This window comes from Priestia sp. 10L35, from assembly GCF_056395685.1.
In genome coordinates this window covers 215,165-233,213 of the sequence record NZ_JBFTKA010000002.1, presented here as the reverse complement: position 1 = coordinate 233,213, position 18,049 = coordinate 215,165, and the positions used below count along the sequence as shown (strand labels likewise).

The 18,049-nt window shown below is 38.8% G+C and carries 18 protein-coding genes and 2 riboswitches; of the genes, 4 read left to right on the top strand and 14 right to left on the bottom strand.

Annotated features, from left to right (window positions below; all coding sequences use genetic code 11):
- Positions 1–12 precede the first annotated feature (12 nt).
- From eutC to thiT, 4 genes are all read right to left on the bottom strand, one after another.
- Positions 13–726 (bottom strand): ethanolamine ammonia-lyase subunit EutC, encoded by a 714-nt coding sequence (eutC, locus tag AC1DEF_RS07140; protein WP_097823287.1) that lies wholly within the window; start codon positions 724–726, stop codon positions 13–15.
- 14 nt (positions 727–740) lie between these two features.
- On the bottom strand, positions 741–2,111 hold the full coding sequence (locus AC1DEF_RS07135) for an ethanolamine ammonia-lyase subunit EutB (protein ID WP_477727333.1): 1,371 nt from the start codon (positions 2,109–2,111) through the stop codon (positions 741–743).
- Positions 2,112–2,137: 26 nt separating this feature from the next.
- Positions 2,138–3,556 (bottom strand): ethanolamine ammonia-lyase reactivating factor EutA, encoded by a 1,419-nt coding sequence (locus AC1DEF_RS07130; RefSeq protein ID WP_477727332.1) that lies wholly within the window; start codon positions 3,554–3,556, stop codon positions 2,138–2,140.
- Positions 3,557–3,713: 157 nt separating this feature from the next.
- Positions 3,714–4,322, bottom strand: coding sequence for an energy-coupled thiamine transporter ThiT (gene thiT, locus AC1DEF_RS07125; RefSeq protein WP_097824355.1), 609 nt, complete (start codon positions 4,320–4,322; stop codon positions 3,714–3,716).
- A 32-nt stretch (positions 4,323–4,354) separates the two neighbouring features.
- Positions 4,355–4,455, bottom strand: a riboswitch (TPP riboswitch).
- 174 nt (positions 4,456–4,629) lie between these two features.
- Positions 4,630–4,814, top strand: a riboswitch (Lysine riboswitch).
- A 102-nt stretch (positions 4,815–4,916) separates the two neighbouring features.
- On the opposite strand from thiT, the gene AC1DEF_RS07120 reads away from it, so the two are divergent.
- The gene (locus tag AC1DEF_RS07120; protein WP_050689739.1) at positions 4,917–6,356 is read left to right on the top strand and encodes an amino acid permease; all 1,440 of its coding nucleotides are present in this window, start codon (positions 4,917–4,919) and stop codon (positions 6,354–6,356) included.
- Positions 6,357–6,392: 36 nt separating this feature from the next.
- Here the strand turns inward: AC1DEF_RS07120 and AC1DEF_RS07115 are convergent, their stop codons facing one another.
- From AC1DEF_RS07115 to AC1DEF_RS07095, 5 genes are all read right to left on the bottom strand, one after another.
- Positions 6,393–6,761 carry a hypothetical protein gene (locus AC1DEF_RS07115; RefSeq protein WP_097823284.1) on the bottom strand — a complete coding sequence of 123 codons (369 nt, stop codon included), beginning with the start codon at positions 6,759–6,761 and terminating at the stop codon, positions 6,393–6,395.
- Between the two features lie 103 nt (positions 6,762–6,864).
- A complete protein-coding gene (locus tag AC1DEF_RS07110) occupies positions 6,865–7,356 on the bottom strand; it encodes a GNAT family N-acetyltransferase (protein WP_097823283.1) in 492 nt (163 codons plus the stop codon).
- 90 nt (positions 7,357–7,446) lie between these two features.
- Positions 7,447–8,034 (bottom strand): cysteine hydrolase family protein, encoded by a 588-nt coding sequence (locus tag AC1DEF_RS07105; protein ID WP_097824354.1) that lies wholly within the window; start codon positions 8,032–8,034, stop codon positions 7,447–7,449.
- Positions 8,035–8,055: 21 nt separating this feature from the next.
- Positions 8,056–8,364: a cupin domain-containing protein gene (locus AC1DEF_RS07100; RefSeq protein ID WP_034651653.1), complete on the bottom strand. Its 309-nt coding sequence runs from the start codon at positions 8,362–8,364 to the stop codon at positions 8,056–8,058.
- Positions 8,339–9,106, bottom strand: coding sequence for a YqcI/YcgG family protein (locus AC1DEF_RS07095; protein WP_097823282.1), 768 nt, complete (start codon positions 9,104–9,106; stop codon positions 8,339–8,341). The genes AC1DEF_RS07100 and AC1DEF_RS07095 overlap by 26 nt, the downstream gene beginning before the upstream one ends.
- 152 nt (positions 9,107–9,258) lie before the next feature.
- Here AC1DEF_RS07095 and AC1DEF_RS07090 point away from each other — a divergent pair, with 152 nt between their 5' ends.
- Positions 9,259–9,900 carry a LysE family transporter gene (locus tag AC1DEF_RS07090; protein ID WP_097823281.1) on the top strand — a complete coding sequence of 214 codons (642 nt, stop codon included), beginning with the start codon at positions 9,259–9,261 and terminating at the stop codon, positions 9,898–9,900.
- On the opposite strand, the gene AC1DEF_RS07085 is transcribed toward AC1DEF_RS07090, so the two are convergent.
- The 4 genes from AC1DEF_RS07085 to AC1DEF_RS07070 all read right to left on the bottom strand — a co-directional run bounded on the left by AC1DEF_RS07085 (position 9,886) and on the right by AC1DEF_RS07070 (position 16,066).
- A complete protein-coding gene (locus tag AC1DEF_RS07085; protein ID WP_097823280.1) occupies positions 9,886–10,707 on the bottom strand; it encodes an alpha/beta fold hydrolase in 822 nt (273 codons plus the stop codon). The two genes, AC1DEF_RS07090 and AC1DEF_RS07085, sit on opposite strands and share 15 nt — an antisense overlap.
- Before the next feature lie 212 nt (positions 10,708–10,919).
- Positions 10,920–13,346: a DNA topoisomerase IV subunit A gene (gene parC / locus AC1DEF_RS07080; protein WP_097823279.1), complete on the bottom strand. Its 2,427-nt coding sequence runs from the start codon at positions 13,344–13,346 to the stop codon at positions 10,920–10,922.
- Positions 13,343–15,319 (bottom strand): DNA topoisomerase IV subunit B, encoded by a 1,977-nt coding sequence (gene parE, locus AC1DEF_RS07075; protein ID WP_097823278.1) that lies wholly within the window; start codon positions 15,317–15,319, stop codon positions 13,343–13,345. The genes parC and parE overlap by 4 nt, the downstream gene beginning before the upstream one ends.
- Before the next feature lie 333 nt (positions 15,320–15,652).
- A complete protein-coding gene (locus tag AC1DEF_RS07070) occupies positions 15,653–16,066 on the bottom strand; it encodes a CoA-binding protein (protein ID WP_013057242.1) in 414 nt (137 codons plus the stop codon).
- A gap of 205 nt (positions 16,067–16,271) precedes the next feature.
- Here AC1DEF_RS07070 and plsY point away from each other — a divergent pair, with 205 nt between their 5' ends.
- Both plsY and AC1DEF_RS07060 read left to right on the top strand, forming a co-directional pair.
- Positions 16,272–16,865 (top strand): glycerol-3-phosphate 1-O-acyltransferase PlsY, encoded by a 594-nt coding sequence (gene plsY / locus AC1DEF_RS07065; protein ID WP_043982828.1) that lies wholly within the window; start codon positions 16,272–16,274, stop codon positions 16,863–16,865.
- A 374-nt stretch (positions 16,866–17,239) separates the two neighbouring features.
- Complete coding sequence (locus AC1DEF_RS07060) at positions 17,240–17,530, top strand: HesB/YadR/YfhF family protein (RefSeq protein WP_013057245.1); 291 nt, start codon at positions 17,240–17,242, stop codon at positions 17,528–17,530.
- 41 nt (positions 17,531–17,571) lie between these two features.
- On the opposite strand, the gene AC1DEF_RS07055 is transcribed toward AC1DEF_RS07060, so the two are convergent.
- Positions 17,572–17,994: an acyl-CoA thioesterase gene (locus AC1DEF_RS07055; protein ID WP_028408348.1), complete on the bottom strand. Its 423-nt coding sequence runs from the start codon at positions 17,992–17,994 to the stop codon at positions 17,572–17,574.
- Positions 17,995–18,049: the final 55 nt, after the last annotated feature.

Genomic DNA, 18,049 nt, shown 5'->3' with positions numbered 1-18,049 from the left:
TCCTTTTGATGTTTAGACAATAAGATGTACACCGCTTGTTTGCTGCTTAATCATTTTGTCAATCATGGTACCGATATGTGCGGCTGCCTCAATAGGAGGCGTCCCTCTTTTATGAATATTAGAAATAACCATACGATCAGACTCTTTTTTGCCTTTGCTAGGTTCATAGCACATGTAAGCACTCATGGATTCAGCACTGACCAGTCCAGGTCGCTCTCCAATCAATAGCACAAGTGCTTTTGGCTTTATGATCTCGCCAACTTCATCCATACACGCAACCCGTCCCCCTTTTACAAAAAATGAAGTCCCGATATGAAGTCCATATGACTGCAGGGAGTCAATTAAAGCTGGATACACGTCGCTTATGTTTTCTTCGATTGCCTTGGCGCTCAGTCCATCTGAGACTACTACTTGTACATCAGGCTGCGGCACGCAGTTTTTGAAAATTTCTTTCTTAGCGTTATCTGCTAATAACCTTCCTTGATCCGGCCGTTTTAAATAATGTTCTTTTGACTCCACGCGTGTATTCACAGAGAAAAGGTTAAACTCGGCTAAAATATCTTCTGAAACTACTCCATATACAGAGTCTACGGCTGCAGCATGATCCGTGCGAAAAGATAAAACGTCTTTTGTTAGCGGTCTTGTTCCTGTACGGCCGACACCTATGCGAGCAGGGGTAAATTGTTTAAGTGTTTCAAGCTGATCGCGATTTGACTTTGGTATCATAGTAAGCACCTTCCTTAAATCAAATTCATAAAAATAGTTGGGTCTCCGGCTCTAGATGTAAAGCGCCCGTTGTCCATAATACGCTGATCTTCAAGCCACTTTTGAAATAACGGCGTTGGGGTACGGCCTAACACATTACGTACTGTTGCAATGTCATGATAACTAAGAGACTGGTAGTTTAGCATGCAGTCATCAGCCATGGGAACTCCTATGACAAAGTTCACTCCAGCTGTTCCCAGAAGCATACTTAAATTATCCATATCATTTTGATCAGCATCCATGTGGTTGGTGTAACATACGTCTACTCCCATAGGCAGGCCGTGCATTTTACCCATGAAATGATCTTCTAACCCAGCTCGTAGAACTTGTTTGCTGTTATATAAGTATTCAGGTCCAATAAATCCAACAACTGTATTAACTAAGAAAGGCTTGTAGTGACGAGCTAAGCCGTAGCATCTAGCTTCGAGCGTTACTTGATCAATGTTATAGTGAGCTTCTGCTGACAGTTCAGAACCTTGTCCTGTTTCAAAATACCAGCGGTTTGGACCTTTTGCCGTTCCTTTTTCATGAATTAGCGCTGTCGCTTCATCAAGCATAGACAGTGAAATTCCAAATGAATCATTACCAGCTTCTGTACCTGCTAAACTTTGAAAAATCAAGTCTGCTGATGCTCCTTTTTCAATTGCTCTCATTTGACTCGTTACGTGTGATAATACACAGTTTTGAGTAGGAATTGACCATTCGTTGATTATATTTTTTGTTTCATTTAAAAGCGCGTAAATATTATCCGTTGTATCAATAACAGGGTTAATTCCGATAACCGCATCTCCAATTCCATAGCTTAACGCTTCGTATAGCGATGCTCTCATTCCCTTTAAGTTATCTGAAGGATGATTAGGCTGGGTCCGAGAAGCCAATACTCCTTTTTGGCCGATAGTCGTTTGACAAGTAGTTTGCACTTCTATCTTGGCAGCTCCTTGAATTAAATCTAAATTGGACATAATTTTAGTAGCTGCCGCAATCATTTCGCTGCTTAATCCTTTGCTAAGTGCAAGAAGGTCTTCTCCGCTATGCTGATCGGATAAAATGTATTCTCTTAAATCCCCTACTGTCCAATTTTTAATAATGTCGTAAACAGATGAATCAATCTGACTTTCGATTAATGCCGAGACGTTGTCTTCATCTGCGCTGAGCAGCGGGTAATTTCGAATATCAGCAAGTGTGATATCAGCTAGAACTTGCTTTGCTGCCATTCGTTCTTTCATTGACTCAGCGCTAACTCCTGCGAGCTGATCTCCAGAACGCTCTTCGTTTGCTTTGGCCATGATTTCTTTTAAGCTATAAAATGAAAATGTTTCTCCTAACATTCGTGTAGTTTTAAACATCGTTTCCTCCTTGTGTGTTCAGCTGATTATGATGAAAAAGCGAGCGTTTTAACGGAAACGGAGATCGCTTCTCCGGCTATTGGTAACCCTAGATCGATGTAATCTCCGTGTGTAAAATCAATTTGATCTAAACAAATAATTTCTAACTCTTTCCTCTGTTTAGCTAGTGCTTGTCCTAAAGCTTTTGCAATATCTTGTTCGCATAGAACAACGAGGCACTTAGCTCCCTTAAAACAAGCAATAAATTCATCGCTTATTATTTTTGCTAATTCTTGAAGCATCTTATAGCTGCAGTAAGGAAAATGAGATAAAGCAATAGCAGCAGGGGGGTCTTCTGCGCTGAAAATAGTTGAAGCCTGCATACATGCCGCTCGAACTCTTTCTTGAAACAGCTGCGGATTCCACGTCTCTTCTTGCTGAACGGGTATCTCTACAATCGGGATATTTTTTAACGGCAGCCGCTTCGACCCAATATATACGGTTGATCCGCTAACTTCTGTATTTTGCATACCAGCCCCAATTACAGTAGCGCGCGTTGTCTCAGCGGATTGAGATACTTGAATGGATTGAAAATGATATGCTAGAAGCGGACCAACGTCTCCGTGTATGGCCACTTCCTTCACTGTTATTGGCTTTTGCTTCTCCATCATTGCTCCTACTCCTCCTGAAACCATGATCGTTTCAGGATGTATAGAAGATCTTGTATGAGGAGAAACGAGCAGCGAGGAATTTTGATTCAGCGCTTTTACATAATTCACGGTTTCTTCAGCTAGTAATTGACAGATAGACGAAAGCTTTTCAAATGCTGCTTTTTCACCTTCTCGCAGTGTCAAAGAATTATTTTTCAAAAATTCAGTTAAATGAGACGAAACGTAGGTAACAAGACCGTCTTCATTTAGTCGAATTAATCTCCCGCCTACATGCAGTGTAAACGTTTCTATCACTTTTCCATTTTGACATAAAGCGATGTTAGCAGTGCCTCCTCCTACATCAATATTGGCAATTACTGCATTTGTTTCAGCAGAACGCTCTATTGCTCCCGATCCTTTTGCAGCTAATATTCCTTCCAAGTCAGCGCCGGCTGTTGCAACAACAAAATCCCCAGCATGTTCGGCTAGATAGTGAACGATACTTTCTGCATTTTGCTTTCTGGCCGTTTCTCCTGTGATGATCACAGTACCTGCCTCCACTTGATCTAAGGAGATTCCTGCGTTCTTATACTCTTGTTCTAGTAGTACCGTTAATCTTTGAACATCGATTTCAACATCGTTTAGCATAGGAGTGGTATAGATAGAACTTACATACGTTACGCGACGATCAATAATTTGACAGCCTGGCAGCGTAAACTGATTTTGTTGATTTGCTATTAACAGCTTGCTTACAATCAATTTTGTTGTGCTTGTTCCGATATCTAAACCTATGCTCGTTATCCATTTCTGTAGCATGCTATCAATCCCTTATCTCGTTTGAATATGGTGATTATCATAAAACAGTTTTTTGAATATTTCACTAACTATGTTATCAAACCTGACACACTTTTGTGTAAACAAAGGTGACAAATGACAAAAAAAGACTAAATCTTGGTAGATTTAGTCTTTTTGCTTATGATGAGTGTGATTTAGTTACAATCATTCTTGATGCGGATGGAATTAATAGTGAAAGAATGATTAAGCAGGCTATTAGTGACCCTACCATTGAAATACCGTTCATTGAAAAAGAATACCATAGAGCGGACATGCCCTTTGGCGCATATGATCCCCAAAAAATAATACCCGCAATAAAGTGCCAGAAATACCGTGCGAAGCTGCCGATAACAAGGGATAAAACAATCAAAACAAAAGCTTTTGATCTGTTATTGTTAGCTAAATTTGTTTTAATAGATTGCGAAAAAATACCTCCAACACCTATAAAAGCAAAAGCCACAATATATTCAATAAACGTTTGTAGCGCTGTTAAAATATAAGCCGTTCCTGTTGCCAACTGCAACAGCCCCCATAATAGACCAGATAGGGCCCCGCCTTTTACTCCCCAGCGAAAGCACATAATAAAAATGGGCACCATGGAGAACGAAATACTCACAGCCGTTGCAATCTTAATGGAAGGCAAAAGATCAAGTAGAAGTGCTAATGCTGCAAAAATAGCTATTTCAATTTTAGCCTGTAAAGGTAATGCTTTATTCACGTTTCTCACTCCTGTTTTTGAATCATTCATATCAAACGGTTTACACAGGAGTAAGCAAATATATGCTACTATTCCCACATTCCTACGCTAGCGTTAACTAACAGGTTCGAAGGGTCTGAACAATTTGTTCACTCTCAGCACGGCGGCTCCCCCTGTGGTACGTTCGGATATTTATGTAGTATTATGACAACATTCATTATACCATATGTAACAAAATAGATTCGAGAGATTTCAAAGATGTTTCTATTTTCTGAATCTATTTTTTATAATGACAATCGTTTTAGTATTTGGTATACTTCTTTTATGTCAAATGAATATAAAAAACCCTCATCCTAATCGATGAGGTAGAGGTCGCAGTTTTTAATAGTAAAGCAACGGAAATGCAGAGAACATTGAGGATGTTGTTTGAAAGGAAAAATTGCCGAAGTTTAGATCACTTCTCGGTTGATTTAAGCTGGGGCTGTCTCCGAACAGGAACAGAACTGTCACATCATGCGAGTGATGTGAAGAGCTATCTTCACGGAAGGTTGACGCGGTTTTCAGATTTAAAAGCGCGCACATATACTGCGGGCTTTTTTTATGTTATCCCGTCTCTTTCCGTACATTCGAAAGGAGTATTTATCTATGCAAGAGCAGCAAGAATTAAAACGTGGGTTGAAATCTCGCCACTTAACGATGATTTCATTAGGAGGAGCCATCGGAACCGGCTTATTCTTAGCAAGTGGTGGAGCAATTCACACAGCAGGACCTGGGGGAGCGCTTTTAGCTTACGCTATCATTGGTGTCATGGTTTACTTTTTGATGACCAGCCTAGCGGAGCTCGCAGCTTATATGCCTGAAGCCGGTTCATTTAGTACGTATGCGTCTCGGTTTGTAGATCCATCCTTTGGTTTCGCTCTCGGCTGGAACTATTGGTATAACTGGGCTATTACGATTGCAGCTGAATTATCTGCTGGAGCCCTTATTATGAAATTTTGGTTCCCAAACTCTTCTTCTATTTTATGGAGTGCCCTGTTTTTATTAATTATGTTTGGGCTTAACTACCTTTCTGTAAAAGGATTTGGTGAATCTGAATTTTGGTTTTCGTTAATTAAAGTAGTAACAGTTATCATCTTTTTAGTTATTGGCATTATGATGATTTTTGGTATCTTTAACAATGAAGCACCAGGGTTTAAAAACTTCACGCTTGGTGATGGACCCATTCACGGTGGATTCTTTACTGTCTTAGGTATTTTTATGGCTGCTGGTTTTTCATTTCAAGGAACAGAGTTGCTTGGAGTCGCAGCTGGAGAAAGTGAAGATCCGGAAAAAACGGTTCCTCGCGCAGTTAAACAAGTCTTCTGGCGCATCTTGTTATTTTATATTTTAGCTATTTTTGTTATCGGGATGCTTATTCCATACACAGCCGATTCATTAGCAAGTGATGATGTGCGAGTAAGTCCATTTACTTTAATATTCGAACGAGCAGGTCTGGCGTTTGCAGCATCAGCTATCAATGCCGTTATTTTAACAGCCGTTTTATCTGCTGGTAACTCAGGTATGTATGCTTCTACGCGTATGCTGTGGAACTTAGCGAAAGATGGAAAAGCACCAAGGTTCTTAGCAAAAGTGAATAAACGAGGCGTTCCAGTGAATGCTTTAATCGCAACGGCACTTGTCGGTACACTTGCATTTGGTGCTTCATTTTTTGGAGACGGTGCGGTATACACGTGGTTACTTAACGCTTCTGGTATGTCTGGCTTTATTGCTTGGTTAGGAATTGCCATCAGCCACTATCGTTTTAGAAGAGCATTTGTTGCCCAAGGTCATGATTTGAGTGAACTTCCATATCATGCAAAACTTTTCCCGTTTGGTCCTATCTTTGCCTTTATTTTATGTGCTGTTGTCATTTTAGGTCAAAACTATTCGGCGTTTACGGGTGATTCGATTGACTGGTACGGTGTACTTGTTTCTTATATCGGACTTCCTTTATTCTTAATTGTTTGGTTAGGATACAAATGGACGAAAAAGTCAAAACTTATTCCGTTAAAAGAATGCCAAGTAACAGTGAAAAAATACGAATAAAAAAAGCTCTCTATTCAAAAGAATAGAGAGCTTTTTTTATGTGATCTGATCAGCAAAATGAAGAGATATATAGGCGGGCTGATTTTTCATAACAAGCATATAACCTTTGAGGGGACGATTACAGTAATCAGCAGCTTCTATATAATAAATACGCTGAATTAACCTGCTTAAATGGGTTGCAAAAGATGGAAGTTGATGAGTAGGAATGCTTTGGATGTAGTCTATGATTTCTTGTTTAGTTTGAAGGCCCGAATGGGTACATTCTAACAGATGAAAAAGCGGATCTGCTGCTATAGTAGATAGTTCAGAATTGTGTTTGATTCTATTCAGCTGGATATGCAGTTCTTTTTTGGACCATCTTTTTGGAATAGCTCTTAGATGCTGATATTGAAAATGTGTATTCATGATAGCTAACACCTTTCGTATTAAAATAATAAAACGACTTATTATTTTAATAACCTTTACACATGAAACTAAAACGTCACAATGTGTAAAGGTGTCATACATCTTATAAAATAAGCTGATAAAAAAGCACATCTTGCCACTGATCGAATTTCCAGCCTACTTCTTTAAATTCTCCGCAAAATGTAAAATTAAATTGCTCATGCATTTTGACACTGATATCATTCCCTTTTGTAATCCCTGAAATGACAACGTGATGGTTGAGTTCTTTAGCTAATTCCAAAATCCGCTTCATAAGCTGTTTTCCAATGCCATACCCCTGCTGATTTTTGTCAATATAAATCGATAGCTCTACCGTTTGAATGTACGCCTCTTTATCTCGATAAGAAGAAAGCGAAGCATAGCCCGCTACTACCCCATCTTTTTCTGCGACAATAAGCGGAAAAAGTTCATTGCTAATATGATTATTAAACCAGCTCCTTCTTTGCTCTACTGTTACAGGCGTTAAGTCAAAAGTAGCAGCACTTGTTTGAACAGACTGGTTATAAATTTCAACAAGCATAGGTAAATCTTCTTCTTTAGCATAACGAATGATCATATGTACAAACTCCTTATAGTATAGAATTATCTTTATTTTACTTCTTTTAAGGAACATAATCTACATAAAAAACCGATGTGCGCATGCACATCAGTTGTGATTTTGAGCATATTGAAAGGTTTGAAGAACTTGAAGTGTCTCTTTTGTAGAAACGACCGTCGCAAACTCCTCATGCAAAGAAGACAGTGCGAATGTATGTACATCTTCTGCAGGAAGGCTTGTTTTTCCATCGTAGGACATACCATCAAAGCAAGCTGTTGCATCGTTTACAACGTACGTTCTGTACCCTAAATTTCCAGCCATGCGGGCAGTCGTAGAGACGCAGTGATTAGTAGTTAGTCCTATTAAGATAAGCGTATCATAACCATTTGCTTTTAAATAACTGTCTAGCTCTGTTCCAATGAAGCAGCTGTTCACGTGCTTGCGAATTAAGTATTCATCTTCTTGTGGACCAAACCCTTCTTTGAACTGAAATCCCTTCGAACTTGGATGTAAAGGAGAATCTGGATTTTCTGATGCATGCTGTACGTGAATGACAGGATAATTTTGGCGCCTCCATGCTTGCAGTAGCGTCAGCATATGTTTTTCTGCATCTAGATTGTTTCTTTCCCCCCACTGTGGTGAATAAAATCCTTCTTGTACATCAATAAGCAGCAGCACTGGCCGGGAACGTAGCATAAGCATCATCTTCTTTCATCTTTATTTTAAAATGGAAATAACGTATGTGCACCCATCAGGACCGGCTTTTGACGAATGAACCGTTTGTTTCGGTAAATGTATCCGATCTCCTGCCTGACATAGAACCGTATCATGTTCAACTGTAAAGTAAATAGATCCTTCAAGTATATGAAGAATTTCATCAGTTGGATGGGTATGAGATGGGTGCGTTTGAAAAGCAATATCGTGCTGTACTTCAACGTATCCAGTATACGCCGGAAGCAGTTCTTTAATTACTTCTTCAAACTTTCCGCCAACTCCTTTTTTAATAGAGGCTTTTTTTACGTCCATGCTGCTCACTCCTTTTTAATTTAAACGGACACTGTCCCGTAATATAGTTGTTATCATCGTGTAAAAAATATTGCTTCCACTCTCGGTTTTCCTGCTGTCCATACCATCCTAACTCAGGGTGAGCTGATACGTCATCATATGTTTTTAACCGATCGCGGACCACCTTTTGTACGTGCCGCCCTATTTTTGAATCTCCTGTCATACCTTCAAACACCCACCGAGGTTGAAATGTAATCATAAATCCCCTGCTCTTACGGCTTTTACGTAAAGAATGAGCAGGCGTATTACAGACGACAAAAATAGGTTCTCCGTGAAAGCAAAATTCCCATAATGGATCTTTTGGATCTTTTGGAATGTCTTGCGGCCATGTCTTTTGATCAATTTGATGAAGAAACGTCAGCGTATCCCAAAACATCGTTTCGTACTCTTCCATTGAACGTTCTTTATGTTCAGGCTTAAAGAATAACACAAAGGATGTATAGCGACCTATGGTTTTAAAAGTATCTATGTATTCTCTAAGTGCCGACGCTGCATTCCTAATATCTTGGTAGTTATAAGGAGTAGTCACAAATGAAAACCGCAGTAAATCTTTTTTAAAGCCTTCTACCCCTAATATACAAGGAAATGGATTTTCTTCTGATAATATATCGCTTTGGAAATATTGAAAAGCATCTTTTCCCCAAAACGGGACATGCGTTGACTCTAAAATCTCATTGGCTCGAAAAAGCATTTTTGATGCCATTAAAACCCTCCTTATGGAACTCAACGTTACATGTGTATTAAAGAAAAGAAAGTTTATGAGCATTTTTAACTAAATGCCGCTTCTAAATTATAAAACTCTAATCTATATATATATAAGCTACTATTGGACAAGTTAGAAAGGAGGCTGTGTTTGTGGAGTGGTTTTTGATTGCTATAAAACAAATAATTCTAGGTATTAGTCTCGCAGCACCGGTAGGTCCAATTAATATAGAGATGATTAAAAAAGGGCTGACGAAAGGTTTTTGGGCTTCTTGGCTAGTTGGTTTAGGGGGCATGACGGCCGACATTTTATTTATGCTCCTCATTTTAATAGGGTTAACGCCTTTTGTGCAGATGCAGGCTGTTACTGTTACCCTGTATGCAACTGGTTTTGTCATGCTCACATTTGTTGGCTTTCAAAGTATGAAACAAGCTGTTTCTCGTTCCTTTTCAATAGATGTAAATAAACCCTCTATTAAAAGAGATAAGTCGTTTTTTACAGGTTTCTTCATTGCTCTTATGAATCCTTTAAATATTGTGTTTTGGTTTGGTGTATTTGGGTCAAGCTTAAGCGAAAGCCTCCAAAGTCAAACGTGGCTATCTGTCTTTTTTCACAGTTTCTTTATTATCTTTGGCATCCTTCTTTGGAATTTAAATATTGCCAGCAGCATTCATTTTACAAGAAAATTTATCACGCCTAAGCTTCTTCGCTTTATTACGTTAGGTGCAGGTTTTTTACTTTTTTTATTTGGCTGCCAATTCGGTTTTAAATGTATATCCTTACTTATAGGCTGAGTTTTTAGCGATGAGTTCAATAAGAGTGTCATTTACTTTCTCACGTTCATCATAAAAAAGACCGTGTCCACTATTTTCAAATGGAAGAAGTGTAGAAAATGAAATATGACGATTCATAACTTTTGCAAGATCAAATGGACAAATTTGATCTTTTTTTCCGTGTAATATATATGTCTCAGTAAAAATTTGACTCAAATCTTCCCGTAAGTCTTCGTCTCGTAAAGACACCGCAGTTTTAATCGTTCCATGACCGGATGCCTCTAAACCTAAATCTTGAAACCATCCTCTAAAGGCTGAGCTGGTAGGCTGATTAAAAAACTTTTTCTCAAACTCTTCAAGCATGTTAGGACGATCTCTATACGTATTTTGAATAATTGTATTTACTTCTTCAGAAGGAAGTCCATATGGAAAATCAGTTTTTTGAATAAAGCTTGGAGCCGCTGCCCCTAATAAAATTAACTTCTTCACGCCATATCCTAAATGTCTGCTCATATATCGAATAGCAATGGCTCCCCCCATAGAAAAGCCTACGAGCGTATAATTTTTAAGCTCAAGTCTTTCTACTAACATGCGAATATCATCCGCTAATTGATTATAAGAATAGCCGGTGAAAGGTGCATCTGATTTTCCGAATCCCCGAAGATCAGGAGCGATACATCGAATACCTCGGGCCGGCAACGTTGTAAATTGGTATTCGTACATTTTAGCGTTAACCGGCCACCCGTGAAGGAAAAGAACGGGTTCCCCTTTTCCAATATCTCGAACAAAAAGTTTAGTCTTAGGAGTTACGTGAATAAAGTAGTTCATCTATAACACCTCCTAGTTGGTCTTATATATATATGTGTAGGACAATTGGAACATTCAAAAGTTTCTTAGAGGCTTGTGTAGGAGGTGTATAATGTTTATCTGGGATAAGGAGTAGGGAAATTCTTTTATATTGTTTATTTAGAACATAGTTTAATTTAAAAATATTAAACAAAAAAAGTAGTAAAGCGTTAAAAACTTTACTACTTTTTTTGTTATTTTTCTTCCAGCCACATGTCAACTAAATTGCCAGCTTCGCTTTGGTCCAATACGAATGAACCGTTGCTGTATCGGTCGCTAGCTCGCATTGTAGACGGGTCAACCTGCTCGATTTGACCTTTAGATGATTCCACTATCACGTAATGTTCTTTAGAAATTGCTTTTACTTTTGCAATTTGATGCGGATTAGATTTTAGTTCTCGGACCATCACTAGCCCTCGTTTTGCTCGTGCTGATTCTTCAAACTCAGTAATTTTTGTCTTTTTCACAGCTCCTCGCTGTGTGGCGATAAATAATTCAGTTGATAGAGCTTCATCTTCATCGAAGATAACGCCGCTTACAACATAATCATCGTCTTTTAAGTTAATTCCTTTCACACCAGAAGCGCGAGTCCCTACAATATTGATTTCTTCTTCCCGGAAACGCAGTCCGTAGCCAGAGCGAGTGGCAATAAACACTTGTTTTTTACCATCCGTTTGATATACATCGATTACTTCATCATCGCCTTTTAAATTAACGGCGACAAGAGCTTTGGAGTAGCGCTGTGCTTTATATTGAAGTAATTCTGATTTTTTGACCATACCATTTTTCGTAAAGAAAAGCAGATACTGATTTTCTTTAAATTCTTTCACTGGTATCGCCCGTACAATTTGCTCTTCTTTATCAATTGGAACAATGTTCATGATATGCTGCCCCATGTCTTTCCACCTGATATCAGGAAGTTCGTGCACTGGCATATATAAATAATTCCCTTTGTTTGTGAAGATGAGTAGCGTTTCAGTTGTATTAATTTCATACTTCGCTAAAATTCGGTCCGTATCTTTCATACCGAAGTCTTGCCCGTTAGACGCGGCGTAAGAACGAAGGCTTGTTCGTTTTACGTATCCGTCTTTTGTGACTGTCACCATCACCTCTTCAGATGGAACCATCACTTCTAGATTAATCTTAATTTCTTCGATTTCCGCTTCAATTTTTGAGCGGCGTTCTGTACTGTATTGCTTTTTCACACGGCGTAATTCTTTTTTGATTACATTAAAAAGTTTTTTCTCGCTATGTAAGATTTCCTCTAACTCGTTAATTTTAGCACCTAGCTCTTCAGCTTCCGCTTGTAGAGCTGTGATGTCCGTGTTTGTCAAACGGTATAATTGAAGCGATACAATCGCCTCTGCTTGAGGTTCTGTAAATTCATATTTGGCAATTAAATTATTTTTAGCGTCGCGCTTATCTTTAGAAGCTCTAATCGTCGCAATAACTTCATCTAAAATCGACAGTGCCTTAATCAATCCCGCTACAATATGTTCACGTTCACGTGCTTTTTGAAGTTCGTATTTAGAACGATTTGTTACCACTTCTCTTTGATGATCAATATAAGCATCAAGAATGTTGGCCAAGCTCATAAGCTTTGGTCGCTTTTTAGCAATAGCAACCATGTTAAAATTATAAGGTACTTGCAGATCCGTATTTTTATAAAGATAGTGAAGTACTCCTTGAGCATTTGCATCTTTTTTTAATTCTACTACGATGCGCAGACCGGTACGATCCGTTTCATCGCGAACTTCAGCAATACCTTCCACTTTTTTATCTAAACGAAGCTCATCCATTTTCTTAACAAGGTTGGCTTTGTTTACTTCAAACGGAATTTCCGTAATGACAATTTGCTGTTTTCCGCCGCGAATGGACTCCACTTCCGTTTTTCCGCGAATAATAATTTTCCCTTTACCTGTCTCGTAGGCTTTCTTAATTCCGTCTACCCCTTGAATGATTCCTCCCGTAGGAAAATCAGGACCTTGAATAGCCGTCATCAACTCTTCAATTGTACACGTTGGTTTATCAATTCGCATGATCGTTGCGTCAATCACTTCACCTAAATGATGAGGAGGAAGTTCTGTAGCATAACCAGCTGAAATACCCGTGGATCCATTCACTAGCAAATTAGGAAACATAGCCGGTAACACAGTTGGTTCGCTACTTGTATCATCGAAGTTAGACACAAACTCAACCGTTTGTTTGTCAATATCTCGTAGAAGTTCTGCAGCAATCGATGAAAGGCGAGCTTCTGTATAACGCATTGCTGCTGGGGGATCTCCATCAATACTTCCGTTGTTTCCATGCATTTCGATTAATACATTTCTAACTTTCCATTCTTGACTCATTCGAACCATGGCCTCATATACAGATGAATCACCATGAGGGTGATAGTTACCAATTACGTTCCCTACAGTTTTGGCTGACTTGCGAAAGCCTTTTTCTGCTGTATTCCCATCTACGTGCATTGCATATAAAATACGGCGCTGAACGGGTTTTAACCCGTCTCTTGCATCCGGCAGTGCACGCTCTTGAATAATATATTTACTGTATCGACCAAAACGGTCGCCTAGTACATCCTCAAGAGGTAAATCTAAAAAGCGTTCTGTTTGTGTCATTGTACGTCCTCCTCTGCGACCGTTAATACATTTTCATTATCTAAAATATTTGGATCTTCTTCTAATCCAAACGCTACGTTGCTTTCAATCCATTTTCTGCGAGGTTCTACTTTATCGCCCATCAAAGTGGTCACACGACGATCAGCGCGAGCAGCATCATCAATACGAACACGAATCAGCGTACGCGTCTCTGGGTTCATTGTTGTTTCCCACAGCTGATCTGCGTTCATTTCACCGAGACCTTTATAGCGTTGAATCATATACCCTCTTCCTACCTTATCGATAGCCCCTTGCAATTCTTCGTCACTCCATGAATATTCAACCACTTCTTTTTTACCTGACCCTTTACTTACTTTATAGAGCGGTGGAAGAGCAATAAATACTTTTCCTGCTTCCACAAGCGGTTTCATATAGCGGTAGAAAAACGTTAGCAGAAGCACTTGAATATGAGCGCCATCCGTATCCGCATCGGTCATGATGACTATTTTATCGTAGTTAATATCATCGATGGTGAAATCTGCTCCTACTCCTCCGCCTATCGCGTGGATGATCGTACTAATTTCTTCGTTTTTAAAAATATCTTGAAGCTTGGCTTTTTCGGTATTGATAACCTTCCCTCGCAGTGGCAGCACAGCTTGAAAGCGGCGATCCCTTCCTTGTTTTGCTGAACCTCCGGCGGAATCCCCTTCGACTAAGTACAGTTCGTTTCGCTGAGGATTTCTTGATTGCGCAGGCGTTAACTTTCCACTTAGAACGGTTTCTTGACGCTTTCGTTTCTTCCCGTTTCTTGCATCTTCTCTTGCCTTTCGTGCTGCTTCACGCGCTTGAGCAGCTTTGATTGCTTTTTTTACAAGAAGAGAGCTTACGTCCGGGTTTTCTTCTAAGAAATAGGCAAGTTTTTCAGAAATAACTGAATCTACGGACGAACGAGCTTCACTTGTACCTAACTTTCCTTTTGTTTGTCCTTCAAACTGAAGCAACTCTTCAGGTATTCTAACGGAAACGATGGCTCCCAAGCCTTCTCGTATATCTGTTCCTTCTAAGTTTTTATCTTTTTCTTTTAGCAGGCTTACTTTACGGGCGTATTCATTAAATGCACGCGTCATAGCGCTTTTTGCACCGGACTCATGCGTTCCGCCATCTTTGGTACGAACATTATTAACAAATGATAAAATGGTTTCAGAATAACCATCATTAAATTGAAAGGCAAATTCAACTTCAATATTATGATGAATCCCTTCAAAAAAGACGACTGGATGAAGTGAATCTTTTTCTTCATTTAAATATGAAACGAAGGCTTGAATACCTGTTTCATAATAAAAGATATCGTGACGATCATGTCTTTTATCGATTAACTCTATTTTGAATCCTTTTAACAGGAAAGCCGATTCGCGGAGCCGTTCACACAGCGTATCATAATTATACACAGTTGTTGAAAAGATCGTGGCATCCGGTTTGAAATGAATCGTTGTTCCCGTTTTTTTCGTTTTCCCTATTTTTTCTAGCGTCGTAACCGGCTTTCCTCCATTTTCAAAACGCTGTTCATAAATAAATCCATCTCGATGAATGGTTACGGTCAACCATTCAGACAGCGCATTTACAACAGATGCACCTACTCCGTGTAAGCCTCCGCTTGTTTTATATCCACCCTGTCCGAATTTACCTCCTGCATGCAAGATGGTTAAAATAACTTCAGGCGTTGGTTTTCCTAGTTTATGCATGCCCGTTGGCATACCTCGACCTTTATCTTGTACAGAAATTGAATTATCTTTGTGAATGGTTACAATAATTTCTTCTCCGTAGCCTGCTAGAGCTTCATCGACAGAGTTGTCGACGATTTCATATACTAAATGATGCAGACCTCGTGTATCCGTACTTCCAATATACATACCAGGACGTTTACGAACGGCATCTAATCCTTCTAGTACTTGAATTGCATCTTCATTATAATTAAATTGTTGTTTCCGAGCCATTCATACTACCCCTTTCATCACAACGAACATTACTACATTATGTATGAAACACAAACGTTTGCGTTTCGTGTCTAAGAATAAATGATCATGTATCCTATCTTTTAATTTTATAGTGTTCGCATCAACAGAACGTATGTTTCTATTTTTGCGTACTTACAAGATTTTAGCACAAATTTCCGTATTATAAAAGCAATATCTTGTGTATTCATGGATTATAAGCATTATAAAGCTAGCTGTCTAACGTCTATTGTAGCGGAAACGCTCTTACTATTTCAACGCATGGTGAAACCCATGCAAGCAGTGTGCATGGGTTGGTTGTTCTGCTTATAGATCTTACTTTGTTAAAGCATGCTCAACTTTTATACAACGATCCATAACTACAGTATACCCTTTTTTAGCGAGCAGGTCATATGCTTCTTCATTAATTAAACCAGATTGTGCCCAAAATACGTCTGCGTCTACTTCTAAAAACTCTTCTGCAACTTCAAGCAAATGCTCAGAGCGGCGAAATACATTAACGATATCAATATGTCCTTCAATTTCTTTTAATGAAGATACAGCTTTTACGCCGAGCGCTGAGTTTATTGTCGGGTTCACCGGAATAATCTCGTAACCTTGCTGCTGCATGGCTTCTGAAACCATATAAGACGTTCGATGAGGGTTATCTGATAAACCTACTACAGCAATGCGCTTGCTTTTTTTTAATATTTTACCAAGCTCTTGGCGGGAAGGAATTTTAATGGACATGTCTATTACCTCTCTTAGCTATATAATATGTACTGAACAACATTCGCGATTTACAGTTGATTTCCTGCATATAGTACCCGTTTTCTCTATTTTTGTAAACGTCTTCTTTTTTTAAAATAATTGTCTCTCACCCAAAACTAGCTATGTTTTTTTAAGTATCTCATGGTAAAATAGAAACGATATAGAAATAAAGGAGCTTTCAAACATGAATTATTTATTACCTATTCTTGCCTATATCTTGGGCTCTATTCCTTTTGGACTAGTTGTTGGAAAACTAGGATACGGCATCGATATACGAGAGCATGGAAGCGGCAATTTAGGCGGGACCAACTCCTTTCGTACATTGGGTGTAAAAGCCGGAATTATCGTTACGCTGGGAGACATTCTAAAAGGAACCCTAGCAGCTTCTTTACCGCTTTTATTTAATACGAATCAAAACATTCTCTTCATTGGTTTATTTGCTGTCATTGGTCATATTTTTCCTGTTTTCGCGAAATTTAAAGGCGGGAAAGCTGTTGCCACGTCCGCCGGAGTGATTTTATGTTATGAACCTCTTTTATTTGTTTTCGTACTATTATGTTTTTTTATCTGCTTATACATAACGAAATATGTATCACTGTCATCAATGGTTACCGGGGTATTAACCTTTATCTACACGCTATTTAAACAAGACTACATGCTTATTATGATTATTGGTTTAATTGTAGCCTTTGTCATTTACAGACACCGCGCAAACATTACCCGAATTCTTAACAAAACAGAACCGAAAGTCACATTTTTGTCAGGTAAAAAGAAATAAGGGGATCTTCCTCTTATTTCTTTTTTTATAACCATCTTGTAAGCGAATACATTTCTTATTTATTAGTTATACTGATACTAAAATAAGGAGGTGAATGATGTGAAGAAAAAATGCCCCATTTGCAAACGAAATAAGAAAATGGATTCACAGCTAGAAGGAAGCCGCTACTGCGTTCACTGCTGGGAAACCATTGGAAAACAATATGATTTCAAATGAAAGAATGAAACGATTTAATATAGAAATGAAGCCTTCACCTCTATATTAAATCGTTTTATTTTATCTCATTCCTTCCTAGCCGGATTCGTATATATTGGTAATTTATCTACCTTTCTACTATAATAAATGTATCCGCAGTATTGGAAGGAGCATAATGAATGAAATTAACAGTAACAGAAGCAGCAGCTACGTGGTACAAAGATGAAATGATGCTAGAAGGAAACGAAACAATTCGCTTTTTTGTTCGCTACGGCGGATGCAGCAACGTTCAAAAAGGTTTTTCTTTAGGTGTAAACACAGATTCTCCTAAAAACGTTGGCGTTGAAACAAAAGTTGACGGTTTAACATTCTTCGTAGAAGATGAAGACCTTTGGTACTTTGACGGTCATGATTTGACCGTAAATTATAATGAAGAAACAAAAGAACCTGACTTTCATTACGAAGCGTAAGAAAAAAAGCATCGATTTATCGATGCTTTTTATTCTTGCGCTTAACCCTGCTTTTTGGCATCTTCATAGGCTTTATGCCATTCCGGATAATTACGGCGAATCGAAATAGGCTTAAAGTTTTCTTTTTTCACACATACGTGTGACGATGTTCCTGTTAACGCAAGTTCTTCATTTGAATTAAAAATTTCGTAGCCGTACACAACGCGTAGACCGTCATAGTTCTCAACCCAAGTATGTACTACAGCTGTCTCGCCATAATGAAGCGGCTTTTTATATGAAGCCTGTATATCAATAACTGGCGACAGCACACCGTCTCTTTCCATTTGTGCATAGCTAAAACCTAAATCACTAATAAACTGCGTTCGACCTATTTCCATCCATACTAAATAGTTAGCATGATACACAACGCCCATCTGATCGGTTTCTGCATAGCGCACTTCGATTTCTTTCTTCGACACTAGCATGATTCTACCTCCTCTTGCACTGTTCCTGTTTTATCTTACCATATAAGGAGAATAT